Genomic DNA, 24466 nt, shown 5'->3' with positions numbered 1-24466 from the left:
CCACTCAGCTTTTCTTATTTTCATGCAGGGAATATTTTATCGATCCGTTTTCTTCATAAATCAGTTTTTTTATAAACATACCCTCAAGAATTTCTTCCGCTTCACTGTCAGCCTTTAAACCGAGCATTGATTTTATATAACCGGCGAGGCTTTTTTTCTTTTTTGGGCGCCTTCCGGCAGAAACTTTCGCGAGGTTTTCCGTAATCTTCTGTATAGTGGCTTCATCAAGTTTTAAGTATTTCTGTCCCTCCAGTTCCTGAAAACTGACGATCCGCTTAACCGCATGGTTCTGGGATTTTAAATATGCAATGAGAGGATCATATCCGGTATCTTTTGAATAGATTATATATTCCCTGTCTTTTTCCAGAGCAATTAAGGTTCCCAGAAAATAGGCAATAAAAAAATCAAGGGCATTCCGGCCCTTCCCGCTTACCCTGACCCATTCAATCGAATTTCCGTAGGGCTGTGTTTGCTGGATAAGGCTCAGAGGAACCTTATTCTGGTTTTCACCAACAATAATTATCATCTTTACAGTGTCATTAATGACATCTGTCTGCACATCCTGCACATTTTCATAGTCAACCAGAATATATTTTTCAAACACAGCTATTGTCTCCCGCGGCCGATCCGACACTTATACCGAACCGAGCTGCTGCCGGAATATTTCAGTCTGCTTCAGGTTCTTGTTCCCTTCCTCGCTTACCTGATCGGCGGCCGCATTAATTTCATTAATGGCTGTTTTGAGGGAGTCAATTTTCTGCTCGAGCATCTCGGAAAAGTTCGATATCCGCGCGAAATCATCTTTCTGGCGGATAATCTGTTCGACAACATCATCAGCCATATCGCCTGTTTTGTGGGAGGATGATACCATATTCTGGACAGCCTGCATGATTTCCCGTGTCCCGAGATCAATCTCGGAAACCCCGCTGAGTATTTCTTCTATAGCGGAGATAGTAATCCGGGAGTCATTTGCGCCCGTTTCGACATATTTCGCGAATTCAACGACAGATTCATTGGCCGACTTAACGATTTCTTCGTTTTTCTTGAGTGCGTCCGAAATGAGCGCGGCATTTTTGCTGGTTGCCTCGGAGAGTTTGCGAATTTCCTGGGATATAACGGCGAAGCCTTTACCCGCGGATCCCGCGTGGGCCGCCTCTATCGATGCGTTCATTGAAAGCAGCCCTGTCTGGCTAGCTATATCTTCTACGGTATGGACAAATTCGGCAATGGTTTCGGAAGATTTTTTAACATTTTCCACTTCGGTCAGCAGTTTCTTTACCAGGCTTTTCTGGGATTCCATATTTTTGGAAATAACCTCCAGGGATTCCTGGCGTTTTCCAGCGATACCGCTGATACTTGTTAGGTTTGCCGAAATTTCGGTAAGAGACGAAGAGGTCTGGGTTATGGCCGCATTCTGGGTCTGGATATTGTCCTTCATGCCCTGGGCGCTTTCAATAGTCGCCATTGTTGTTTTCTGGACGCTGTCGGAAATGGTAATAAAGTCATTCGCGCTGTCCGACAAGTAGCCTGAAAGGGATTCGACCTGTTCCACTGAATTCTGGACCCGGGTACTTGCCCTGATAATATCTTCACCGATGGAAATACCCGCCTGGGCTTCCGTAACCAGCTTGGTGACCTTTGCGAGGGCGTCTTTTGCCGTTTCGGTCTCCTTTTCCGCTACCGTCAGAGTATTAACCGAAAGCCGGTTCGTTAAAAGGAGAACGGCCCCCGCCAGGACCATGGCCAGGACACCCATTCCTACAACCGCTATTGCACGGTCCGGATATTCTTCAAATACATAGGAATATTTGGTAAAAATAGCGGTAAACCACAGAATAAGCTGGCCAACAATAAAGCCTATTATCTGGGAGCGTTTAAATGAAATAAGAAGATTACAGCTGGACATTACAAGAAAAAAGGCAAGCGCGCGGTACAGTTCGTCGACCGAACCGGTCCCGGCCATGAAGTAGATGGTAGCGACACAGATAACCAGTATGCCAACGCCTATACTGTAAGTACCGCCCTGGTATTTTTTCTGCCGGAGCAAAACAAGACCGAGAATCTGCAAAATAAAGGTTGCCGTCATCAGCACCTTATACGCATAGGAACTTGCTGAAACAAAAAGAAAAAACAGCAGGGACATAACTATAAAAACGAAAGCCATTGCAACAACAAATGGAAGCCGCATCCTGAGGCTTACGGATAAATCTTTTGAGTCAATGTCCTTAACGAAGAACTTAACTGTTTTGTTGATAATCTGCATACTTTGACCCCTCATATATTTTATGACGGCTTTTTTGCGGAAACCGCCATAATAGTATATATTATATAGTATAAATACTTTATAACCACTATGTAAGTGGTAATTTTTAATATTCTGTTATAATAATACTTTTTTATCGTTAAAAAGTCATTAATAATGTAAAAAAATGAAAGCTCTCCTCACCCTTCTCCGGACAATGATTTCGTATTATCCTGACCCTCAAAAAAGCAGTTTTATTGCCCAGCTTCGCCGAATCTTGTGCATTATGCGCTTCCCGGTTATCATAACGTAACATGAAAATAATTATTGTTGGGGCTGGCCTGACCGGTGTCCAGCTTGCCCGGCGTCTTATAGACGAAAAAAACGATATCACGCTTATTGATGATAATGAGGAAATGGTCCGCCACGCTTCAAACCGCCTTGATTGTATGGTTATAGAGGCCCGCGGCAATGATCTCCGGGTACTGGAAGAAGCGGGCATAGCAAAGGCCGACGCCCTGGTTGCTCTCACGGGATCGGATGAAGTGAATATGATAACCTGCTCGCTTGTTCATTCGGTATATCCCGATATAATCAAAATAGCCAGGGTTTATAATGAAGAATACTATGTTAATGACATCCCTAAAAACCCCGGTTTGGCTTTTAAGGATGTCTCGAAAAATACCCCGACCGGCAATCCGCGGCTGATGTACGGCATTAATTTTATGGTCCAGCCGGAAATAGAGGCCGCGGAAGCAATTATTACAGCGGTGGAGCATGGCTCGGTCAGTGACATTCTTGAATTCGGCCAATCGGAATTTGAACTGACGAGCATAATGATTGAACCGGGAAGCGCGTTTGACGGTCTGGTCGTAAAAGATATTCATACTGTTATTGAAGGCGAATTCATTCTGTGCTATGTGGAAAGTGAAAAATCGGCCGGCATTCCCAGCGGAGCAACGGTCCTCCATGAGGGAGACCGCATTGGAATTCTGGCAAGAAGGGATATGCAGAAAAAGCTTATTTCCCTGGCCGGAGCAAAAACCGTAATTCCGAAAAAATCGCCCTGGTCGGAGCAGGCCGTGTGGGTTCATTTATCGCGGAACGGCTTATTGAAAATAATAACAGAAACTTTTTTTCCCGGCTTTTTGACAAAAACTGGAAGTCAAAAAAAACCTTTGCGATCATTGATAAAAATTACCATCTGACAAAAGAAGCTTCGTTAAAATTTCCGGATGCGCTTGTATATAACGCGGACGTAACTGACGAAGCCTTTATCCGCGAAGAAAACCTCCTGGATTACGATCTGGTCATCAGTACAACAAGCAATCATGAATTGAATATGGTTACCGCGGCCTATTTTAAATCAATGGGGGTCCCGAACACTGTGAGCCTTGTAAGCAGTTCAGGCTTTGCGGTAATTGCCCGCAAAATAGGCTGCGATGTTGCGGTCCCGGTAAAGGATACTGTTGTCGACAGCATTCTCAGCCATCTGCGCGGAAAAAGTGTTACCGGCATCCATACCTTTGCGGAAGGCGATCTGGAAATCATTGAGTATATTATACCCGATTCAGCGCCGGTTTCAGGAAGGACGCTTAAGGATATCAGCATTCCGGGGGCATTTCTTATTCTGCTGGTGAACAAGGACAATGCTTATGTGATCCCTTCGGGGGATACTATGCTTCAGGCCGGCGACAAGATTATTTTTATTGTACACAGTACGGAAAATGAAAAAATAATGGGCCTTTTCAGGGGAACGGAATGAGTGTTTTTTTATTTTTCAGGCTGATAGTATTGTTGCTTGCCGTTATATCGGCAAGCTTTCTCCTCCCCATCGGAACCGCATTCTTCCTTGGCGAAACCGGAGTCATTTCTTCCTTTGCTTTCCCGATGATTATCATCTGGGTCTTTGCCGCCGTTTTTTATTTTACGGGGCGTAAAAAAAAGATCAGCCTGACGGCAAGAACCGGGTTTGTTATTGTGGCCGCCTTCTGGATTTCAGCGAGCATTCTGGGCGCTGTTCCGTTTATGCTTTCGGGATATATTACAAATCCGGCAAACGCATTTTTCGAAAGCGTATCAGGATTTACTACAACCGGCGCTACCATTCTTACCGATGTTGAAATTCTGCCGAGATCGCTCAATCTCTGGCGCTGTCAGATGCACTGGCTCGGCGGTATGGGGATTGTGGTGCTGACAGTCGCGCTCTTTCCGCTTCTCGGAGTCGGCGGCTTCCAGCTTATAAAGGCGGAAACCACCGGTCCGGAAAAAGATAAAATTACCCCCAGAATAACCGATATGGCGAAGGTCCTCTGGTTTATCTATTTGGGACTGACTGTTATCCAGACTGTCCTTTTAATGATTGCGGGAATGGATTTTGTGGACGCGCTGGGGCATTCCTTTGCCAGCCTGGGAAGCGGCGGGTTCTCGACAAAAAATGACAGTCTTGCCGCCTATAAATCACCCGCGGTTGAATGGATATGTATGGTTTTTATGCTGCTCGCGGGCATCAATTTCAGCCTCTATTACCGTCTGCTTATGGGGAGGTTTCAGGAAGTAACACGCAACACTGAACTGAGAGTGTATGTTATGATTATTGTCTCCGCGTCGGCCATCGTCATCTTCGCTATTCTTCCGATGTACACTTCTATTTTTGAAAGCATACGGCATGGAATTTTTCATGTTGTCTCTGTTATGACTACCACCGGTTTTGCGGCCGCCGACTTTAACGCCTGGCCTGCTCTGGCAAAAATGACCCTGTTCTTTCTCATGTTCATCGGGGGCTGTTCCGGATCGACCGCAGGAGGCATAAAGGTGATCCGCTGGGTAACACTGGGCAAGCAGTTATCCAATGAAATGAAAAGAATGCTCCACCCTCATGGGGTATTCAGTATTCACCTTAACGGGCGGCCCGGCAGAAAGGATATTGTATACGGCGTGGCCTCATATATGTTTTTGTATTTTGTTATTGTGGCAATCACTTCAGTCGTTGCTTCCGTCGGCGGGGCAAATACTTCTTCCGCGATAACAGGAAGTTTCGCGCTGGTGGGAAATATAGGGCCGGGGTTCGGCATGGTAGGCCCCACCGAAAATTTCAGTTTTTTTGCGGACTGGTCAAAATGGTGGTTCTGTTTTGCCATGCTCGCCGGCCGGCTCGAACTGTACACCATGATAATTTTCTTCACGCCGGTGTTCTGGAAAAAATAAGCTGCTGTAAAAGAAATCCAGTTAGAAACTTTTTTTAGTTCAAAGCAAAAGGCAGTTCCGGAATTTCCCGGCCACGAAGTTTCTGGAATCTACAGATTGAAAAAGCGCCCCGGGCAAAGCGGGGAAACAGTACGTCAGAGGTCAAAAAAATTAAACAGGTTTTAAACATGTTTAATAATCTTCAATCCCGCTCACATCACTCTGGAAGGTAATGAGCATTTTTTCAATGTCATCTTTGGAAACCTGAGACTGCCGGATCATACGGTCAAGGGTTTCTTTCATTGTGGCATATTCCCGGAAAGTCTCGTCTATGGACTGGACGCCGGTATTTACGGAATTGATGACTGCTTTCTGTTCCACGCTGAGTGTTACGAGTTCCCGGATCATCATCTGTCCCTGTTCCACTTCCTTTTTAATGGATTCCATTTTTTCGGACAGGGCATATATTTTGTTTATCAGTGATTCTATATTTTCGGCCGTTTTCTCTATGGAACCCTTTGTTGTTGAAGCGTGCTTTCTGATTTCGCCGGCGACAACAGCGAATCCCTTTCCGGCCGCTCCGGCCCGCGCGGCCTCAATTGAAGCATTAAGCGCGAGAATATTTGTCATCTCGGTTATATCGTTGATTACGGCCAGATTCACGCCTGCGTTTTTTGCTTCTTCCTGCAGTTCCTGGCTCAGCTTGAATGATTCCTGAAAAACACCGCCCATTGATTCGAAATTATTATCAATATTGTTTATATACCGCTGGGAATTCTGGAAAGTAGTCAAAAACGTTTTTATGCTTTCCTGAAAGGAAAGGTTCACCCGTTTCATGGTATCGGATACGCGGGTAAAGTTTTTATCCAGATAACTGATGGTAACATTAAGCAGTTCGCTTCTGGATACAATTTCAAAAATAAGCGCTTTGAGTTTGCTGTTCAGATAATGAAACAGCCGTTTTGACCTTAATTTAAATGCCGCTGTCCGTGAAGGATCCGGCTTATTCTGAAGCAGTGTTTCCATGCTTTTATCTCCCGAAAAAAACCGCTGTAAGGGTCTGGTTGTGATGGGTAAAGAGTTCTTCTCCGTAAGTATTGAAGCCTGCAAAAGAAAGGGGCTTGAAGGCCTCGTTAAAGGCATCTATTTTGCCGAGTTCCTTGAGTTCCAGATAACGCAGAACACAATTAAAAAGAAGCGCGCCCTGCAGGTTCGGGATGTATTCTCTGGCGTCCCTGAGAGAGCTGCGCGCGTTTTCTATAATATCGCCCTGCCGCAAAAGCTGGACCCTGGTTCCCGCCTCAATAAAACAGTAAAACTGCAGCCCGGTGCCGTCAACAACAGCATTCGGACTCCGTGTATACACCGTGTCGCCAATAACAACGCCAAGCGGATTTCTGGAAAAATGAGTATGCTTTATATCCGCAACACCGGAAAGGCCGAGCGCCCGGGCATAATAGGGGGCGGCGGGTTCTCCGTCAATTTCCCAGACAATGCGTTTTGCGGGTTCCGACTTTGTCACAATAAAGGATTCCTTTGTCGGCAGATAATGAACGTAATGATTGAAATAAAAAGGTATCTTCATTTTCAATATCATAACAATGACGCCGTCCCCTGACATTTTTTCATCAAAGGAAACAAGGGTCTCCTTGAATTCCAGTTCGTCAGCCGCGGAACCGCCTATTACAGGGACAATGAAGTTCTTTTCTATAGTAAATTCACGTATTATTTCCTCTCCGAGACAGAGTCCGTCAAAAAGAATAATACCGAGATATTCCTCGGGATTGAGTTTGCGCCCGCCGAGGCTTTTTCTGAGATCATCAATAACTCCGCGGGCCGCAAGTCCGGGGTCTGCCTTTACGCCTTCCCTGAATCCGACAAAAACTTCCTCGATCTCCTCGGACGAAAGAGACATAGCGGTAATGCCCTTGCTGATTGCTCCGGTTGTACACCAGCCGCCGATCATTGAAGCGCCGATACAGCGCGCAGACGGAAAGGCTTTCTTGATTATTTTCTGGGGTTCGTATCCTTTAAACTCTACCGAGAAAAAATATATGACAACCTGTATATCCGGCTGATCAATATCCCTGATGAGTCCCTCAAAATCTGCTGTTGATCTGGCAGCTACCTTTATCGCCATATAAATTTCCCTTTATCTCTATACAGGGTAAGGGGAAACACTCTTTGTGTCAACAAAAAACAGGCTGTTTATGCAAATCACACCAGCTAAAGACGAAAAAACCAACGGAAACCCAGGTGCCATGAGAGTTTGTATATCGGATATATAACAAAAGCCGCGGTGCATCTGCCAGCCGTATCCGGGTCTGTTTTTCACAACGGATTTCCGGAATTCAGGACTCTAGTCCGCAAGCTTTCAGGATCATCGTTCCAGGTTCACGCTGAAAACGGCGGCGGACAAAATTGCATGATAATATATTTGACTGTTTATATTCTTTTTTGGTACTCTAAATTCATAGATAAAGAAAAAGATTGACCGGTTAACGGGCAAACTAAAGGACACATTATGTGGGAAGCTATAGTTCATTTTTTTACGGCCGCGCCATGGTGGGAATTGGTGCTGATTCTGATATCAAAAATTGCGGAAGTTTCAATGGGAACTGTCAGGCATATCATGATAAACAGGGGATACCGCAGGCAGGGAACCATACTCGCTTTTTTCGAGGTCATACTCTGGGTCCTTGTGGTTTCGTCTGTCATATCCGGACTGACCGAAGCCCCCTTGAAGGGACTTGTATACAGTATAGGTTTCGCCGCGGGCGTAAATATCGGTTCCAGAATAGAAAACAAACTCGCATACGGGAAAATCCTTATTCAAACCATAACTTCCAGGGAAATGAGTTTCCCGCTGGCTACAGAGCTCAGGGGAAAGGGTTATGGGGTAACCACAATCGATGCGGAGGGAAAGGATGCCGAAAAAGCCGTATTAATGATATTTGCCAACAGAAAAGGCAAAGAAGATATTATTGCACATATTCAGAAAATCGACAAATCGGCGATGATTATTACAAATGATGTATCAACCCTGCACGGAGGTTTTATATCCCAGAGGAAGTCACGGAGCCTGATGAAATAGGACGTATCCGGAAAACCTGTTGACAGGCGGACTCCTTTTTGTCCATAATGGCACGGAAACACATTCCCGCGGATGTCGTATAACGGCTATTACAGGCGCTTCCCAAGCCTCAGACGGGGGTTCGACTCCCCTCATCCGCTGGAATGTGTTTTTTTTATTCGGGGTGAGGGTTTAATCAGCCTGCGGCTGGTTCTGTAAGGTATGTAATGGCCGCTTCCGCGACCTGCGAATACTCCAGACCGAAGGTCTGCCCTGCTCTGCGGCAGGGTATTTTATTATGGCTTATATCAGAAAATCAGTCGCCAACAGTTTCAATGCGCCGGTGTATTTTATTCCGGAAACAGACAGTACTATGCGGGACGCCCGTATTCTTGCCGGCGACGGAGAACCGGACGGCACCGTTGTGTATGCGGGAATACAGAACAATGGAAGGGGCCGGATCCCCGGGCGGCTGTGGGAAACCGAGGCAGGCAAAAACCTGCTGTGTACGGTTCTGCTGAGACGGCCTCCGGCCGCCGGTTTTACGCTGCGCGTAGGGCTTGCTGTGGCCCGGACCTTTGACTCTTTTTTACCAGGTCCCGTAAAAACCGAAATAAAATGGCCTAATGATGTCCTGTATGAAAATAAAAAACTTTCGGGAATACTCTGCGAAAATGATACATCCGTTACATATGCGGGGACGGGTTTTAATATCGGCCAGACAGCATTTCCCCCGCACCTCAGAAATAAAGCTTTCTCGCTTGAACTGATCTATGCAGCTCTTTCCGCGCCGCCGGCGCTTCCCTCCCCGAGGATTTTCTGGCCTGCTATTTGTCCAATCTGGAAACAGTACTGTCCCTTGATACATGGCACACGGCTGTTACTGAAAAACTATGGGGCCGGATGAAACCCGTCCGTTTTTTATCGGGCAGTCCGGAAAAAAGGGAAACGCTTACCGGAATGATTGAAGGAATAGGCAGTTCAGGCGAACTGCTGTTCCGCCCGGAAACAGACAGCGGTTCGGTTCTCAGGCTTTTTTCCGGGGAAATCTGCTACGACTGACCGGCATCCCACTTGCGTATCGGACCTCTCCCCGTTATGATATCTGTATTATGCTGGATTATAAATTTATCAAGGAAAACCTCGATGCCGTAAAAGCAAATATTGCGGCCCGGAATATGAATGCAGATGCGGACCTGGTTGTGACTCTTTATGATAAGCGCACCGAAATGGTAACAGCCCTGCAGGTACTTCAGACAAAACGCAATGAAAACGCAAAGGCCATGAAAGGCAAGCTCCCGGATGAAGAACGGGAGAGGCTTATCGCGGAAGGCAAGCTTATTAAAGAAGAAATCGCGGCTGCTGAAGCTGCGGTGGAGAAAACCGAATCCGAACTCGAAACGGCGGCCCGCCTTATTCCCAACATGGTCCATCCTGATGTGCCGATCGGTAAAGAGGACAAGGACAGTACCGAAGTCGCCCGGTTCGGAGAACCGACCCGGTTTTCCTTTCAGCCAAAAGACCATGTACAGCTCGGTGAAGAGCTGGATATTATCGATTTTGACGCGGGAACAAAGGTTTCCGGCGTAAAATTCTATTTCCTTAAAAATGAAGCGGTTTTTCTTGAGCAGGCGCTTATTCTGTACGGGCTTAATATTCTGAGAAGTCACGGGTTTACGCCGCTTATCACCCCTGATATTGCCAAAGAAGAAATTCTTTTCGGAATAGGTTTTAATCCCAGAGGAAAAGAATCAAATGTATATAATATAGAAGAAGAGGGGACCTGTCTCGTTGCCACGGCGGAAATAACGCTCGGAGGGTACCACAAGGATGAAATACTGAGCAGGGATTCCCTTCCCATTTTTTACTGCGGGCTTTCCCACTGTTTCCGCCGGGAGGCGGGAGCCGCCGGGCAGTTTTCAAAGGGCCTGTACCGGGTCCATCAGTTTACCAAACTGGAAATGTTTGTATACTGTCTTCCCGAAGATTCAGACGCCATTCATGAAAAACTCCGGAGCATTGAAGAAGAAATATTCACAGGGCTCGGAATTCCTTTCCGCGTTGTCGATACCTGCACAGGAGATCTTGGCGCGCCGGCTTACCGGAAATGGGATCTCGAAGGCTGGATGCCGGGCAGGAACGGCGGCGAATGGGGCGAAATAACGTCAACATCAAACTGCACTGACTTCCAGTCCCGGAGACTGAACATCAGATACAAGGACAGCGACGGAAAAAATAAATACGTTCACATGCTGAATGGTACCGCCATAGCGGTTTCCCGCGCGCTTGTCGCGCTGATTGAAAATTTCCAGAAGGAAGACGGGTCAATAGCAGTGCCAAAGGCCCTCGTTCCCTATTGCGGTTTTGAAGTTATTGGACCAAAAAAATAATAGAGTTGTTCAGCCGCTTCAGTTTGTTGAATAACTTCTTCTGAACAGGCTTGTCCGGCAGCGAACCCGTGAGACGGAGTATTGCTGATATCGGACAAGTCCAATATCAGCCGTTTTTTCCTGAAATCTTTCTGTCTGATTTCCGCATCCTCAGTTTTCCCGTAAGGCGGGCAAAAGAAGACGCCAGCGCGATACCCACTGCTATTGACGCCGCCGTACTGATTGCCTGAAAGCCCGCCGAAGCTGCGGCATCGGGATTTCCCAAAACCGCGAAAAACAGGGTTTCATACATTGCGCCGCCGGGGACCAGCGGAATAATACCGGGGACAATGTAAACAGTCGCGGGCTTGCGGAAAAAGACCGCGCATATTTCCGCAAAAAAACCGACGCAAAAAGCCCCGGAAATATAGCCGGCCACACTGCTGACGAATATATGATCAACCAGCAAATAGGTACACCAGCCCATGGCGCCGAAAAGAGATGCCCAGATAATATCATATTTATTAATGTTAAAGAAAAATGCAAAGGCAGAAGTGGCAAAGAAAGAAAGAAAAAAAGCAGCCGGAGGATTTTTCACAGTCAGCAATACAGTCGTATATGAAGTATCGGTCGGGAAAATCAGTATTCCGACGGCAGCCCCAAGGGACAGGGCTGCGGCCACAAGAAAGGCCTCAAAAAGGCGGGCCGAACCGGCGACAAGATCCCCGGCGATAGCGTCTCGGATCGCATTGACAATTGCAAGACCGGGAACCAGGGACATTAATACAGCTATACTGACATTTCCCGCGCCGGGAATAATACCTGCAAATGCCGCGAATCCTGAAAGAAGTGAAATAACGGCGCTTCCGATTATGGCTGTAACAAAGGACCCCAGAGTAAAACGTAAAATAAGAAAGAGCACAGTCCGCATAATGAATCCTATGCAAAAGGCCGTACATGCCTCGGTGAGAGTCCCCTTGAACATAAGCGAAAAAAAGAAACCGGAAACGGCTGTTGCCAGAATCACCGATACCGGATGATGGGGAGGACAGCTGTCTATACGCCGCAAAAGAGAAGAAACCTGCTTCAGATCGGATACTTTATCACGTTTGATCAGCCGGCGGGAAAGAGCATTAATGCGGGCTATTTTGCCAAGATTAATGGTCCGCTCGCTTATCCTCTGAATTTTTGTATGATTATTTCCTGAGGAATCGGCGCAGGAACACATAACGACAGTCGGAGTTACAAAGGAGGAAGAAGAAACAGCACCCAGGGATGAGGCCATTGAATTCATGGTATCTTCAGCGCGGTATGTTTCACCGCCGTTCTGCAAAATAAGCGTTCCCGCGTGTATTGCAATATCAAGAATATCGCCGGCATCTTTTCCGCTATTTTCCGGAACTGGTTCATCCATACTTCTTTGTACGCTTTTCCCGGCAGCCGGTCAAGATACCCTTTCCGGCATAATTATGATACGGATTTATACAGCCGGAGCTGTTGCGGATGAAAAAGATTTCCGGTAAAATAATAAAATACCCCGCCGCAGAGCAGCGGAGTATTTTTCTCTCCCGTGGAATTGGTCGCAGGTGTTAATACCAGAGAACCTACAAAAACTAACGTTTTTATAGGTTGTTATAAAAAGCACTGCAGAGCAGAGGGGTATTAAACCCTCGCCTCGAATAAAAACCTGCTGAAGATACGGTATGGAAAATAAAACTGTTCTTTCCTTTCTGAGGGAAAACATCTACTGAAGGAATCTCTATGGCAAAAATTCAAATGAAAAATGCGATTGCCGAACTTGACGGTGATGAAATGACCAGGGTCCTCTGGGAAGTAATAAAAGAAAAACTTTTAAATCCTTTTATTGATTTAAAAGTAGAATATTACGATCTCGGATTAAAAGCCAGGGACGATTCCAATGACGGAGTTACCTATGAGGCGGCGGCGGCCATCAAACGGCTCGGCGTAGGCGTAAAATGCGCAACCATAACATCAAACGCCGCGCGGGTTACAGAATATAAACTCAAGCAGCTGACGCCGAGTCCTAACGGAATTATCAGGGCAGAATTGGACGGCACCGTATTCAGAAAGCCAATCATACTGAAAAACATCCGCCCCAGTGTGTCCTGCTGGAAAAAGCCCCTGATCCTCGGACGCCATGCCTATGGCGATGTATATAAAAACTGCGAAATGGAAACCGACGGGCCGGGAAAGGCCGAGCTGGTTTTCACAAAGGCGGACGGAACGGAAATCCGCAAAACAATTATGGAAATGAAAGGACCCGGTATCCTGCAGGGTATTCATAATCTCGATGCATCCATTGAAAGCTTTGCCCGGGCCTGCTTTTTTTATGGCCTTTCTGAAAAACTTGATGTATGGTTCGCTACAAAGGACACAATATCAAAAATTTATGACGGAACGTTCAAGCAAATTTTCCAGCATATTTATGATACGGAATATAAGGAAAAATTCGAACAGGCAGGCATCGAATATTTTTACACGCTTATCGACGATGCCGTTGCCCGCGTCATGAAAAGCGAAGGCGGCTTTTTATGGGCATGCAAAAACTATGACGGCGATGTTATGAGCGACATGGTTGCGTCCGCGTCCGGAAGTCTTGCAATGATGACAAGCGTGCTTGTTTCTCCCGACGGTGTTTTCGAATACGAAGCGGCCCACGGAACAGTCCAGCGGCATTATTATAAATACCTCGAAGGAGAAAAACCTTCCACAAATCCTGTCGCCCTTATTTTTGCCTGGACAGGCGCGCTCGCCAAACGGGCAGAACTTGATAGAACACCCGAACTTTCGGATTTTGCAAACCGCCTCGAAAAAGCTACACTGGACCTCATCGAATCAGGTACAATGACCGGCGACCTTTCCCGGCTGGCGGACCCTCCTGCAAAGGAAATTGTAAACTCTTGGCAGTTTATAGACCTTATAGCGGAAAAACTGTAAGACAGTCCGAAAGTATAACGGTTTTACAACCGGTCTTTTAAGAAAAGGCTGTGCCTTTTTCAGCCGGACCGGATAACGGAATATCATTGCAGACACGCGAAATGCAAGGGGAGAAGTTATGGCTGTTTTTTATGATCCTGTGACAGAATTTGAAATAGGCAATGCAGAAATAATCCCGCTTGACCCGGCGGAAATTCCTGCGCATGAAGCCGTAACAAAGGCTTTTTCTCCTCTTATTCTTTCCGCGTCAGGATGGAGAAAAATTTTTACCCTCTCGGGAGATGAAGAAGATTCCTCGCCGGAAATTGGGGCTGCGAATAAAGTCCTTGCCGCGCATATGGCCGATGTATTCGCGCAGTATTGCCTCGACCGCAAAATAACCCGTATAACGCTCGGAGCCGATACCCGCCCGACGGGAACACAGATTGCGGATATTATGTGCAGGGTTTTTATAGCGCGGGGAATGACCGTTCATTTTCTTTTTATCGCCGCGGCGCCGGAAATTATGGCTTACGCAAAAACAGTCGGCGCCTTTGCATATATTTCAGCCAGCCATAATCCGGTAGGCTATAACGGTGTAAAGTTCGGCCTCTCCGGCGGGGGTGTTCTTCCGGGGAGCGAAACGGCAAAACTGATAACATCATTTAAAACAGTCTGTCTGGCGCCAGATGCCGCGGAAAGGGCATACGCGCTCATTGCAAACTGTCCGGCGCAGAAACTCTTCCAGGTCTGGGAAAAAAGCGCGGAAGAAAAACAGAACGCCCTCAAATACTATACCGGTTTTACCCGCGAAGTAGTATCCGGAGAAGACAAAAAACCAAGGCAGACGGACTTTTTTACTCACTTTTACCAAAGCATAGAAGCGTATCGCCGTGCGGGAAACGCTGCGGGAATTACCGCAGATTTTAACGGAAGCGCCAGAACCTGTTCAATCGATACGGCTTTTATTGAGTCCTGCGGACTTGCCTTCTCCGCAATAAACGGAAAACCACGGGAGATCGTACACAGGATCGTACCGGAAGGCGACAGCCTCCTGTTCTGCGCCCGGGAAATGGAGCGGCTCAGGAAGGATCCAGGCGTGTCTCAGGGAAGCAAGCCGGTACTTGGCTATATGCCCGACTGCGACGGGGACCGGGGCAATATTGCCTATTGGGACGGAAACAGCAATACCGCAAAAATTCCGGAAGCGCAGGAAGTGTTCGCGCTCTGTGTTATAGCGGAGCTTGCCCATCTCGTGTATTCGGGAACTATCCGGTGTGAGCCCGGAAAGCAGGCATTCCCGGCAGCAGCCGTGGCGGTTAACGATCCGACATCACTGAGAATCGAAACAATAGCCGGCTTTTTCGGCATCAGGGTGGCGCGGGCCGAGGTCGGAGAAGCAAATGTTGTCAATCTCGCGGAAAAACTCAGAGAAGAGGGAGCAATAGTCAGGATTCTCGGCGAGGGTTCAAATGGGGGAAATATTACCTACCCCGCCGCGGTCCGGGACCCGCTCAATACCATTTTTGCCCTTCTGAAGCTTCTTATTATCCGGGACGCACCGGAAAAGCCCGGGCTTTTTCATATCTGGTGCACACTTTCCGGACAGGCTGAAAAGTACCGGGATGATTTTTCATTCACCGATATTATTAAAACACTGCCGGAATTCGTAACTACCTCAGCTTATGAAAAGGAAGCCATGCTCTCCGTTAAAACTAATGATCATGCCATACTTAAAAGAGAATTCCAGAAAATATTCGTCAGGGATTGGGAAAAGAAAAAAGTGGAACTTTCCGAACACTTTGACATTGCATCCTGGCAGGCAATCAGCAATAATGGGATTGAGCAAACCGACAATATCGCTGACTTTGGCGGCTCCGGAACAGGCGGACTGAAAATACTTTTCCGTGATACGGCAGGAAGCCCGGTCGGCTTTATCTGGATGCGGGGATCCGGGACGGAACCCGTTTTCAGAATACTGGCAGATGCAAAGATATATACGATAAACGGGGAAAAGGATTTTTCACTTGAACAGAACCTTCTCGGCTGGCTTACGCAAATGGTACTTGAGGCCGACAGCAAAATATAGTAGTATCGATTCTCAGTCAGGACAGAAGAAGTAAATAATAATTATATATTCCGTGAACAGGAATAAGGAAGGCGAGCATGGGTATTCGCGGAGAACTTTTTACCACAACAATAACGCTTAATAACCGGACATACTTTTTCAATGTAAAAGAAAACAGAACCGGCGACGTATTTCTTCAGGTAGTGGAAAGCAAAAACAAGGAAGGGACCGGCTTCGAACGCCAGTCAATAGTGGTGTTCGAAGAAGACATGCAGAAATTCCTTTCAGGACTCGACAGCAGTCTGCAATTTATCGAAAAAAGCCGCAGGGAAAAGCTGAAAAAAAATGCGGAAAAGAAGAACGAGCAGGAAAAAAGAGAGCCGCCCGAGGCTCAGCCGGCCCCTCTTCCGAAAAACGAAAACCGGCTGAACCGAAAACCCCCGCAAAGCGGGTGCGTGTAATACCGAAAAAAACCGACTGACCGTTTTCCCAATAAAATACCCCGCCGCGGAGCAGCGGGGTATTGACCCTCGTCACGAATAAAACCCTGAAACAGCTCGGGCTGGACCGAGCTGACAGCTCAGCCCTGGCCAAGCTGTTTTTCAATTTCCGCCTTGTGTTCCGCGAGCTGTGCGCTTTCCTTTTCCGCGTCGGCTATACTCTTTTTCAGGGTCTTTTTCAGATCATTGTAATGGCTTATTTTCTTTTCATGATCTTCAATAGTGTGCTTGTAAACAGTGATATTCCGTTCCAGTGTCTGGATCTTTAAATCGGTTTCAAGAACTTCTATTTTCTGTCTGATCCTGAAAATATCCGTCCGGAGCAGAGCCGCTTTTTCAAGCTGGGACTGATACATTTTGATTGCATTATCATCCGTGTCTTTCGCGGGCTTCCCGGCAAGATATTTTCCGTCCTCATCAAGAAATTTATCGCAGTATTCCCTTGCGCATAACACACAGAGCGAATCTATCCTGTTATCGGTTTCTTTTATGCGGGCATGGAGGTCTTCAATTCTCCTCTGGGGATTTTCTTTTACTCCATTCGTCTTGAAAATTTCATTCATGGCTTCCGAATCGGAATCAAGTACATCGGTACGTTTTTTCAGGTCATCAATCCGGTCCAGAAAAGGCCTGGTTTCCGTGTATACCTGCAGTATTTCCGAAGAAATGGCTCCCGATTCTTCCATTTTTTCAATGGCTCCGGTCTGGATCATTTCTTCTGCGGCGTCTTCAAGGATCCGGTTCAGGACGGCCTCATGCTGCTGGATTTCACCGGCGGCTGAGGCTATTTTTACCTTATCAACCATCTTTCCGAAAATGCGCTTGCTTTCGGAATCATTCTGGAGTTTTTTCTTTTTCTCGGTCAATTGCCCTATTTTCTTTTTTTCCGCATCGGCTTTTGAATAGGTTTCCCCGAAAAAAGCGGCGTCGGCATCCGTATATTGTTCAAAAAAGGCCTGTCCCAGCTTGAGAATCTGATCGCGGTATCCGGCGTTTTCTTCTGCTATTTTTTTCGCGATTTCCTTCCGGAACTGGATCAGTTCCTGACGTCTGGTAACGGCTGCCTTAATATCGAGAATCGAACGGGTATCATCCTCTCTGGAGGACATTAAACTCCGCCATAAATCGAGATTTTCAGTACTCACACCGCCGGAAACAACCGCAGGATCAGCGCTGTCATTCAGCAGTTTTTCGCCGAATGTCCTGTAAAATAAGGCCAGCTGGCCACGTGTTTCGTCAAGCGTAACGGCAAGATTCTGAATGGTTTTTCTTTGTGTATCCATGCTATAATAGTACAAGTATATTATTTTCTTGACAATACAATAAAAGTAAACTTACGATAAAAGGAACAATAAATTATGCTGAAGGAGTGTAAAATGGGATTTTCAACTGATATGGTTCGGACAATAGCAATAGCGGGCCATGGCCAAACAGGAAAGACAACACTGATTGAGCGCCTGCTTCTTGCGGCGGGAGTAATTCAAAGGGCCGAAGCGGTTGAAACAGGCAAAACGGTAAGTGATTTTACCCCCGAAGAAATAGAACGTAAAATTTCAATTTATTCATCACTGGCCCACCTCCCATGGAGGAATAAGCTCTTTAACTTTTGGGATACACCGGGTTCATCGGATTTTATCGGGGAGGTAATATGCGCTTTCAGGGCCTCCGAACTGGCCATTATGCTGCTTGACGCACGGGCAGGCGTTCAGATAGAAACCATCAAATTATGGAGAAATCTTGACCGGAGAAACAAGGCCAGACTTCTTTTCATAAATCACATGGATGACGAGAGGGCCGATTTTGAAGCAGCAGTACAGGATGTGCATGTCCAGTTTAAGGTGGAAGTATGCGCGGTAACAATCCCCATGGGAAGCGGAAAAAACTATAAGGGTATTATCGACGTACTTCATCACAAGGCCTATATTCCTGACGGCAACACTGAAAAGGAAATCCCCGTTCCTCCGGAATTTGAAGAAGAATACACCCGGACCAGGGAAATTCTTGCCGGCGCTGCGGCGGAAGGCGACGAAGATCTGCTAGTCAAGTTTATTGATGAAGCGGGACTATCGGATGAGGACATTGTACGCGGCCTCCAGCTGGCCATTAAAGACAACCGTATTGTACCCGCTTTTGCCGGTTCGGGTATTGACGGCACAGGAATCACGTCCCTGCTGAATTTTATTGATGAAATAGTGCCTTCCCCGGAAGGATGCCTTGAAGTCAGCGTCAAGCCTGACGGAACGGAGGAAACGGTTAAAATTGATCCCTCGCAGCCTCTTTCATGCTTTGTTGTAAAAACATCCAATGATCAGTTCTCCGGAAAACTGTCATACATAAAGGTCATCACCGGCACTCTTTCCGCCGATTCGGAAGTATTCAATATTTCGGAAGACCGCAAGGAAAAAATAGGAAAGCTCTACCGCACGGTGGGTAAAAAGCTGATTGAAACAAAGGAGCTGTGCGCGGGCGATATCGGGCTGGCGGTAAAACTGGCCTCAGCCAAAACAAATAATACCCTGGCCGCGAACCAGAGTACCCTGCCCTTTATCAAACTCCGGACACCGGCCCCTGTTTATTCAATGGCCGTTTCCGCAAAGGATAAAAAGGACGACGATAAAATCAGCGAACTTCTTCTCCGGGCCTGCGAAGAAGACCAGACGCTTTCCTTTGTCTACAATGCCGAAACAAAGCAGAACGTATTGTCAGGCATGGGCGATCTGCATATTTCCATTATCCTGAACAGGATAAAACTCCAGACAAAAATCGAGGTACAGACATCCATTCCGAGAATAGCCTACCGTGAAACTATCCAGCGCAAGGCCCAGAGTGAATATACCCATAAAAAACAGTCGGGCGGACACGGACAGTACGCCAGAGTGGTCCTCTCTATTGCACCGCTCGAGCGGGGCGAAGCCTATTCATTCACAAATGCCGTATTCGGCGGCGCAATATCCAAGGGATATATCCCGGGCGTTGAAAAAGGCGTAAAGGAAGCCATGGAAAATGGTGTCCTTGCGGGATATCCTGTCGTTGATGTAGGGGCAACTGTCCTTGACGGAAAGGAACACCCGGTAGACTCTTCCGAAATGGCCTTCAAAATCGCGGCGAGAAACGCTTTCAAGGACGCGATGCGCAACGCGGGGCCGATTCTGCTTGAACCGATTATGAGCCTGACCGTTTTTGTGGACACAAACTATCTCGGAGATATTATGAGCGATCTTTCGGGCCGCCGCGGGCATATTCTCGGGCAGTCAAATCTCGGGAACGGTATTGAAGAAATCCGGGCCCAGGTTCCCCACCAGGAACTGCTGAAGTATGCCATTGATCTCCGGTCCATGACCAGCGGTACGGGATCCTTTGAAATGGTCTTTGACCACTACAGTCCCATATCGGGCAAAATCGCCGACGATGTTATTGCGGCCGCAAAGGAATTCATCAAACAGCAGAACGAAGACGATTAAACCGGAAACGGATTTTTCTGACAAAAAAGCCGGAACAGTTATTGTTCCGGCTTTTTTTATAAGCTTAAAAGCTAGTCCCTGTCATCAATTTTAACATACTCACGGGTTTCGCCGACCTGCTTGAATGCGGGGCGGTAAATACGTCCGCCTGATTTCAATTCCTCAAGGCGGTGCGCGGCCCAGCCGGACATACGGGAAATGGCAAAAATCGGGGTATACAGTTCGCGGGGAATGCCCAGCATGGAGTAAACAAACCCCGAATAAAAGTCAACATTGGTACATATCCGTTTTTCATTTTCTTTTTCGTCATGGAAAATGTCCGGGAAAATCTTTTCTATTGTACAGTACAGATTGAATTCTTCCTCGAATTTTTTAACCTTCGCAAGGCCCCGCGCCTTCTCCCGCAAAAGGGTCGCGCGGGGGTCTGAAATGGTATAAACGGCATGGCCCTGACCGTAAACCAGACCGGTATGGTCAAAGGCCTCCTTCCTTAAGATGCGGCGCAGATAATTACCGATTTCCTTTTCACTTGACCAGTCCTTTACATTGGCCTTGATATCGTCCATCATCTCGGCGACCTTGATATTCGCCCCTCCGTGACGGCGGCCTTTCAGGGAGCCTACTGCGGCGCTGATCGCGGAATAGATATCCGTATCGGACGAAGAAACAACATGTACGGTGAAAGTCGAGTTATTTCCTCCGCCGTGTTCGGCATGCAGAATAAGTGCGAGATCGAGGATTTCAGCCTCAAGCCTGTCATAGTTTTTGTCCGCGCGGATAAGGCGCAGGAAATTTTCCGCAGTCGAAAGATTGGGCAGCGGATTGTGCAGATACATACTCTTCCCATCATAATGGCGCCGCTTAGCCTGATATCCGTAAGCGACCATACAGGGGAAGCTGGCAATGAGCTGTATGCACTGATACAGGTTGTTTATTATTGATGTATCCTCCGGATTGGGGTCATAGGAATACTGAACAAGGACAGACCGGGCCAGCTTGTTCATAATATCCTGCGACGGGGCCTTCAGAACCATATCCTCGACAAAATTCGGCGGAAGGTTCCGTTTTTCCCCCAGAATGGCCGAAAATTCGTCAAGCTGGGAGGCCGTCGGTAATTCCCCGAACAGCAGGAGATAGACCACCTGCTCAAAGCCATATTCATCGCTGGTTTCGACATCCTTGATTATATCCTCAACATCATAACCGCGGTAAATCAGCTTGCCGGGGACCGCTACAAGCTTGTCATCAACTACCTCATATCCATAAACATTACCGACCTGGGTCAGTCCTACCAGAACGCCCTTTCCGTCACTATCACGCAATCCCCTTTTTACATTATACTTTACATATAATTCGGGATCGATCATATCATTTTTTTCCGCAATGGAAGCAAGATCCTCGAGCAATGAAGGATACATGGAGTCATTATCCATATTGTTTCCCTCCTAAAAATTGGTTTTATGAATCGATATGTATATTTATACAATAATTATTAAGTCAGCTCAAGCAGAATTTCAGGTTTTTAAAAAAATAATTTTTTGCCCATAAAAATTACGTATAAAAATGCAAAAAAAGTGTATAAAAATACGATTCAATAAGAAAAACGGTCCGGGCGGCATCAGGCTTTTCGTCCAATTTTGCTTTGACGCTTATCATAAAAAATGATAACATCTTTTCATGAAAATGCAACAGATAAAAGATATAATTGTGTCAAATCCTGACGGGCGTGAAATCACCATATATGGCTGGGTTCGGACCAAACGCGAGACCAAAAACCTCACTTTTCTGCAGATAAATGACGGTTCCTGTTTCGCCTCCATCCAGCTGACCTTTGACGCGGAAAAGGGCATAGACGCCGCGACCGCAGGCGAATTGAAAAAAATAACCACTGGAGCTTCGGTAAAGGCGACAGGAAAGCTGGTACCCTCGCCCGCTTCAGGTCAGGCGGTTGAGGTTGAAACCTCATCGCTCACTGTTCTGGGTGAAGCGCCCGCTGACACTTATCCGCTCCAGAAAAAGAACCATTCTTTTGAGTTTCTCCGGGAAATCGCGCATCTCAGAGCGCGGACAAATACATTCGGGGCCGTTGCTCGGGTACGCAACCAGGCGGCTTACGCTATACATACCTTTTTCCAGGAACACGGATTCAATTTTCTGAATACCCCGATCATAACCTCATCCGACACCGAAGGCGCCGGTGAAATGTTCCAGGTAACGACGCTGGACCTCGACAAACTGGCGAAAGAGGGAAAAGCCCCGGTTGATTATTCGCAGGATTTTTTTGGGAAACACGCCAGCCTGACTGTTTCCGGCCAGCTTGAAGCGGAAACCTACGCAACGGCGGTTTCCAGGGTATACACTTTCGGCCCCACCTTTCGCGCGGAAAACTCGAACACGACCCGCCACCTTGCGGAATTCTGGATGGTCGAACCGGAAGCCGCTTTTTTTGATCTGAATGACAACATGGACCTTGCGGAGGAATTCCTCCAGTTTATTCTGAAATGGGTCCTCGAAAAATGCGCCGATGATCTGCAATTCTTTGACAGCCGCATCCAGAACGGGCTGGTTGATATGCTTAAAACTGTTGCGGCTTCGGATTTTGTCCGCCTGACCTATACCGAGGCAATAACGGAACTTGAAAAAAACGCGGACGTCTTTGAATTTAAGCCTTACTGGGGCTGCGATCTTCAGAGTGAGCACGAAAAATATCTGACGGAAAAAATATACAAGTGTCCCGTTATTCTGACCGACTATCCGAAGGAAATCAAGGCGTTTTACATGAAGCAGAATGATGACGGAAAAACAGTCAGGGCAATGGATGTACTTGTACCGGGCCTCGGTGAAATTATCGGGGGTTCGGAGCGTGAGGAAAATCTTGAAAAGCTGGAAAACAGGATCAGAGAGCTGGGACTGAATCCCGATGACTACTGGTGGTACCTGGACCTCAGACGCTTCGGCACTGTTCCCCATTCCGGCTTTGGCCTGGGTTTTGAACGCCTGATTCTTTATATTACCGGAATGGGAAATATAAGGGACGTTATCCCCTATCCGAGGACCCCGAAATTTGCAGAATTCTGATACTCCCCGGAAACCGCTGATTTCAGGACGCGCAGCAGGGGCCGCCGCCGCGCTGGTTCTGCTGGTTATTATTTCAGCCGGACTGTTCATTTACTCGGGAAACCGGATGAGGCCCGAACCGGAGCCGGTAAGTCCCGCGGAAGAGGCCTTTGCCCTTTCGGTATATCGGAGGGAAAATGCTGCGCAGTCGCCTGCATACCGGGACGCGCCCGAACTCTCTCCCTGGTCCTGGAAAACCGGTGCGGAGACAATCAGCGAAACAGCAGAGGCGGCACGCGCCCGGATTAATGCGGGGTCCGCCATTCTGGTCGACGCCGCGACCGGTTCCGTACTGCTCGAAAAAAACGCCGACAAACGAATTCCTCCGGCTTCCATGACAAAGCTGGTCGCAATGTATACGGCTTTCCATGCTATTGAAAACGGGGAAATATCCCTGGATGACCTCGTTGACCTTCCTCCTGAATCCTGGGCCGTTAACATTCCGCCCGGGTCATCCCTCATGTTTCTGGGCAGGGGCCAGCGGGTAACAGTAAGAGAACTTCTTGAAGGAATGGCCGTTGTATCGGGAAATGACGCGGCCATAGCCCTCGCCTATCATATTTCAGGATCTGTTCCCGGTTTTGTTGACCGGATGAATGAAGAAGTAAAAAAACTGGGCCTTACACAGACTTTTTTTACCGAACCGTCCGGACTCAGCGAGGAAAACGTAACAACGCCCCGCGAATTTGCCGATTTTTCGCTTGTCTACATCAGAGACTATCCCGAGGCTCTTCCGGAGTTTCATTCGCTGACCGATTTTTCCTATCCCAGGAACTGGAACCTCCCGCCCGGGACTTATACGGCCCCTGTCAGGCAGCAGGCGACGAACCGTCTTCTCGGACTGCTCCCCGGCTGTGACGGCCTGAAAACAGGATATATTGATGAATCGGGCTACAATCTTGCCCTCACCTGTTCACGCGGCGGCAGCCGTTTCATTTCAGTCACAATGAACGGACCGGGCAATGGTTCAGCGGAAGGAAATAAGTACCGCATCAGAGACGGCTCGCTCCTGATGGAATGGGCCTTTGATACCTTTACCACTGTACATCCCGGAGAAGTCACACCTTTTCCGGTGCCTGTCTGGGAAGGCAGTCTGAACAGCCTCATCCTTCTTCCGGCAGGGACTTCTTCCTTTACGGCGCCTTCAGACCGGCAAAATCTTTCTGCAATTGAAACTGTTGTGTTCACGCCGGTAACAGCGCCCGTATATGCCGGCCAGGAATTGGGCCGGGTCAATTATTATATTGACGGGGAAATTGTAAAATCACTTCCCCTTGTTGCGGACAGGAATATCCGGAGCGCCGGGTTCGTAAAAAGAATTTTTGACAGGCTTGTCAGAGCGATTGCCGGGGAATAGGAAACCGGATGACTCCGGTTTTTACACATTGTTATGTGTAAAAAATATCCCTACGTGTCCGGTGAAACAAATATTTCCGGTCACAATGCTGTGGATGTTAATAAGAGAAAATGGATAATAAACTGTTGTTTTCTGAAATATAACTGCTTAGTAAAA

Annotated in this window: 20 protein-coding genes and 1 tRNA gene; 14 read left to right on the top strand and 7 right to left on the bottom strand. The window is 47.4% G+C overall.

Annotated features, from left to right (window positions below; all coding sequences use genetic code 11):
* Nucleotides 1-4 precede the first annotated feature (4 nt).
* Nucleotides 5-604, bottom strand: a complete 600-nt coding sequence (locus K7I13_RS13450; protein WP_255946504.1) for a PIN domain-containing protein — start codon at nt 602-604, stop codon at nt 5-7.
* A 30-nt stretch (nt 605-634) separates the two neighbouring features.
* A complete protein-coding gene (locus K7I13_RS13445; protein WP_255946502.1) occupies nt 635-2263 on the bottom strand; it encodes a methyl-accepting chemotaxis protein in 1629 nt (542 codons plus the stop codon).
* A gap of 293 nt (nt 2264-2556) precedes the next feature.
* Between K7I13_RS13445 and K7I13_RS13440 the strand changes: the two genes are divergently transcribed.
* Genes K7I13_RS13440 through K7I13_RS13430 form a run of 3 tightly spaced genes read left to right on the top strand, consistent with a single transcriptional unit; the run spans nt 2557 to nt 5449 of the window.
* Complete coding sequence (locus tag K7I13_RS13440; RefSeq protein WP_255946500.1) at nt 2557-3450, top strand: NAD-binding protein; 894 nt, start codon at nt 2557-2559, stop codon at nt 3448-3450.
* Nucleotides 3339-4007, top strand: coding sequence for a TrkA C-terminal domain-containing protein (locus K7I13_RS13435; RefSeq protein ID WP_255949339.1), 669 nt, complete (start codon nt 3339-3341; stop codon nt 4005-4007). The genes K7I13_RS13440 and K7I13_RS13435 overlap by 112 nt, the downstream gene beginning before the upstream one ends.
* A complete protein-coding gene (locus K7I13_RS13430; RefSeq protein WP_255946498.1) occupies nt 4004-5449 on the top strand; it encodes a TrkH family potassium uptake protein in 1446 nt (481 codons plus the stop codon). The genes K7I13_RS13435 and K7I13_RS13430 overlap by 4 nt, the downstream gene beginning before the upstream one ends.
* A gap of 171 nt (nt 5450-5620) precedes the next feature.
* Here K7I13_RS13430 and K7I13_RS15515 read toward each other — a convergent pair whose 3' ends face one another.
* Together K7I13_RS15515 and K7I13_RS13420 are read right to left on the bottom strand one after the other, a co-directional pair.
* A complete protein-coding gene (locus K7I13_RS15515; RefSeq protein ID WP_305118709.1) occupies nt 5621-6454 on the bottom strand; it encodes a methyl-accepting chemotaxis protein in 834 nt (277 codons plus the stop codon).
* A gap of 4 nt (nt 6455-6458) precedes the next feature.
* Nucleotides 6459-7568 carry an FIST signal transduction protein gene (locus K7I13_RS13420; protein ID WP_255946496.1) on the bottom strand — a complete coding sequence of 370 codons (1110 nt, stop codon included), beginning with the start codon at nt 7566-7568 and terminating at the stop codon, nt 6459-6461.
* Between the two features lie 384 nt (nt 7569-7952).
* Between K7I13_RS13420 and K7I13_RS13415 the strand changes: the two genes are divergently transcribed.
* From K7I13_RS13415 to serS, 5 genes are all read left to right on the top strand, one after another.
* Nucleotides 7953-8522 carry a DUF2179 domain-containing protein gene (locus K7I13_RS13415; protein ID WP_255946494.1) on the top strand — a complete coding sequence of 190 codons (570 nt, stop codon included), beginning with the start codon at nt 7953-7955 and terminating at the stop codon, nt 8520-8522.
* Nucleotides 8523-8590: 68 nt separating this feature from the next.
* Nucleotides 8591-8662, top strand: a tRNA-Gly gene (locus K7I13_RS13410).
* Nucleotides 8663-8799: 137 nt separating this feature from the next.
* The gene (locus K7I13_RS13405; protein WP_255946492.1) at nt 8800-9408 is read left to right on the top strand and encodes a biotin--[acetyl-CoA-carboxylase] ligase; all 609 of its coding nucleotides are present in this window, start codon (nt 8800-8802) and stop codon (nt 9406-9408) included.
* Nucleotides 9405-9563 carry a hypothetical protein gene (locus tag K7I13_RS13400; RefSeq protein WP_255946490.1) on the top strand — a complete coding sequence of 53 codons (159 nt, stop codon included), beginning with the start codon at nt 9405-9407 and terminating at the stop codon, nt 9561-9563. The genes K7I13_RS13405 and K7I13_RS13400 overlap by 4 nt, the downstream gene beginning before the upstream one ends.
* Nucleotides 9564-9613: 50 nt before the next feature.
* Nucleotides 9614-10891, top strand: coding sequence for a serine--tRNA ligase (gene serS, locus K7I13_RS13395; RefSeq protein ID WP_255946488.1), 1278 nt, complete (start codon nt 9614-9616; stop codon nt 10889-10891).
* A 106-nt stretch (nt 10892-10997) separates the two neighbouring features.
* On the opposite strand, the gene K7I13_RS13390 is transcribed toward serS, so the two are convergent.
* Nucleotides 10998-12284 (bottom strand): threonine/serine exporter family protein, encoded by a 1287-nt coding sequence (locus K7I13_RS13390; RefSeq protein ID WP_255946486.1) that lies wholly within the window; start codon nt 12282-12284, stop codon nt 10998-11000.
* A 347-nt stretch (nt 12285-12631) separates the two neighbouring features.
* Between K7I13_RS13390 and K7I13_RS13385 the strand changes: the two genes are divergently transcribed.
* The 3 genes from K7I13_RS13385 (at nt 12632) to K7I13_RS13375 (ending at nt 16336) form a co-directional block, all read left to right on the top strand.
* Nucleotides 12632-13828, top strand: coding sequence for an NADP-dependent isocitrate dehydrogenase (locus tag K7I13_RS13385; protein WP_255946484.1), 1197 nt, complete (start codon nt 12632-12634; stop codon nt 13826-13828).
* A gap of 118 nt (nt 13829-13946) precedes the next feature.
* Nucleotides 13947-15896 (top strand): phosphoglucomutase, encoded by a 1950-nt coding sequence (locus tag K7I13_RS13380; RefSeq protein WP_255946481.1) that lies wholly within the window; start codon nt 13947-13949, stop codon nt 15894-15896.
* Nucleotides 15897-15973: 77 nt separating this feature from the next.
* Nucleotides 15974-16336 (top strand): PUR family DNA/RNA-binding protein, encoded by a 363-nt coding sequence (locus K7I13_RS13375; RefSeq protein WP_255946479.1) that lies wholly within the window; start codon nt 15974-15976, stop codon nt 16334-16336.
* Between the two features lie 119 nt (nt 16337-16455).
* Here the strand turns inward: K7I13_RS13375 and K7I13_RS13370 are convergent, their stop codons facing one another.
* The gene (locus K7I13_RS13370; RefSeq protein WP_255946477.1) at nt 16456-17658 is read right to left on the bottom strand and encodes a hypothetical protein; all 1203 of its coding nucleotides are present in this window, start codon (nt 17656-17658) and stop codon (nt 16456-16458) included.
* A gap of 93 nt (nt 17659-17751) precedes the next feature.
* Between K7I13_RS13370 and K7I13_RS13365 the strand changes: the two genes are divergently transcribed.
* Nucleotides 17752-19836, top strand: a complete 2085-nt coding sequence (locus K7I13_RS13365) for an elongation factor G (RefSeq protein WP_255946475.1) — start codon at nt 17752-17754, stop codon at nt 19834-19836.
* A gap of 71 nt (nt 19837-19907) precedes the next feature.
* On the opposite strand, the gene K7I13_RS13360 is transcribed toward K7I13_RS13365, so the two are convergent.
* Nucleotides 19908-21269: a citrate/2-methylcitrate synthase gene (locus tag K7I13_RS13360; RefSeq protein WP_255946473.1), complete on the bottom strand. Its 1362-nt coding sequence runs from the start codon at nt 21267-21269 to the stop codon at nt 19908-19910.
* Between the two features lie 244 nt (nt 21270-21513).
* Here K7I13_RS13360 and asnS point away from each other — a divergent pair, with 244 nt between their 5' ends.
* Together asnS and K7I13_RS13350 are read left to right on the top strand one after the other, a co-directional pair.
* Nucleotides 21514-22914, top strand: a complete 1401-nt coding sequence (gene asnS, locus K7I13_RS13355) for an asparagine--tRNA ligase (RefSeq protein ID WP_255946471.1) — start codon at nt 21514-21516, stop codon at nt 22912-22914.
* Nucleotides 22901-24310, top strand: a complete 1410-nt coding sequence (locus K7I13_RS13350) for a D-alanyl-D-alanine carboxypeptidase family protein (RefSeq protein WP_255946469.1) — start codon at nt 22901-22903, stop codon at nt 24308-24310. The genes asnS and K7I13_RS13350 overlap by 14 nt, the downstream gene beginning before the upstream one ends.
* The last annotated feature ends 156 nt before the right edge of the window (nt 24311-24466 follow it).

It is taken from the genome of Brucepastera parasyntrophica, assembly GCF_022376835.1.
GTDB classification, from domain to species: Bacteria; Spirochaetota; Spirochaetia; order Treponematales; family Treponemataceae; genus Brucepastera; species Brucepastera parasyntrophica.
This window is presented reverse-complemented; position numbering and strand designations above follow the sequence as displayed.

Coding starts and splice junctions, on each gene's coding strand:
- K7I13_RS13440 (WP_255946500.1), top strand. CDS start 2,557: ATGAAAATAATTATTGTTGGGGCTGGCCTGACCGGTGTCCAGCTTGCC.
- K7I13_RS13420 (WP_255946496.1), bottom strand. CDS start 7,568: ATGGCGATAAAGGTAGCTGCCAGATCAACAGCAGATTTTGAGGGACTC.
- K7I13_RS13400 (WP_255946490.1), top strand. CDS start 9,405: ATGAAACCCGTCCGTTTTTTATCGGGCAGTCCGGAAAAAAGGGAAACG.
- K7I13_RS13415 (WP_255946494.1), top strand. CDS start 7,953: ATGTGGGAAGCTATAGTTCATTTTTTTACGGCCGCGCCATGGTGGGAA.
- K7I13_RS13445 (WP_255946502.1), bottom strand. CDS start 2,263: ATGCAGATTATCAACAAAACAGTTAAGTTCTTCGTTAAGGACATTGAC.
- K7I13_RS13405 (WP_255946492.1), top strand. CDS start 8,800: ATGGCTTATATCAGAAAATCAGTCGCCAACAGTTTCAATGCGCCGGTG.
- K7I13_RS13390 (WP_255946486.1), bottom strand. CDS start 12,284: ATGGATGAACCAGTTCCGGAAAATAGCGGAAAAGATGCCGGCGATATT.
- K7I13_RS15515 (WP_305118709.1), bottom strand. CDS start 6,454: ATGGAAACACTGCTTCAGAATAAGCCGGATCCTTCACGGACAGCGGCA.
- serS (WP_255946488.1), top strand. CDS start 9,614: ATGCTGGATTATAAATTTATCAAGGAAAACCTCGATGCCGTAAAAGCA.
- K7I13_RS13385 (WP_255946484.1), top strand. CDS start 12,632: ATGGCAAAAATTCAAATGAAAAATGCGATTGCCGAACTTGACGGTGAT.
- asnS (WP_255946471.1), top strand. CDS start 21,514: ATGAAAATGCAACAGATAAAAGATATAATTGTGTCAAATCCTGACGGG.
- K7I13_RS13360 (WP_255946473.1), bottom strand. CDS start 21,269: ATGGATAATGACTCCATGTATCCTTCATTGCTCGAGGATCTTGCTTCC.
- K7I13_RS13430 (WP_255946498.1), top strand. CDS start 4,004: ATGAGTGTTTTTTTATTTTTCAGGCTGATAGTATTGTTGCTTGCCGTT.
- K7I13_RS13370 (WP_255946477.1), bottom strand. CDS start 17,658: ATGGATACACAAAGAAAAACCATTCAGAATCTTGCCGTTACGCTTGAC.
- K7I13_RS13365 (WP_255946475.1), top strand. CDS start 17,752: ATGGGATTTTCAACTGATATGGTTCGGACAATAGCAATAGCGGGCCAT.
- K7I13_RS13375 (WP_255946479.1), top strand. CDS start 15,974: ATGGGTATTCGCGGAGAACTTTTTACCACAACAATAACGCTTAATAAC.
- K7I13_RS13380 (WP_255946481.1), top strand. CDS start 13,947: ATGGCTGTTTTTTATGATCCTGTGACAGAATTTGAAATAGGCAATGCA.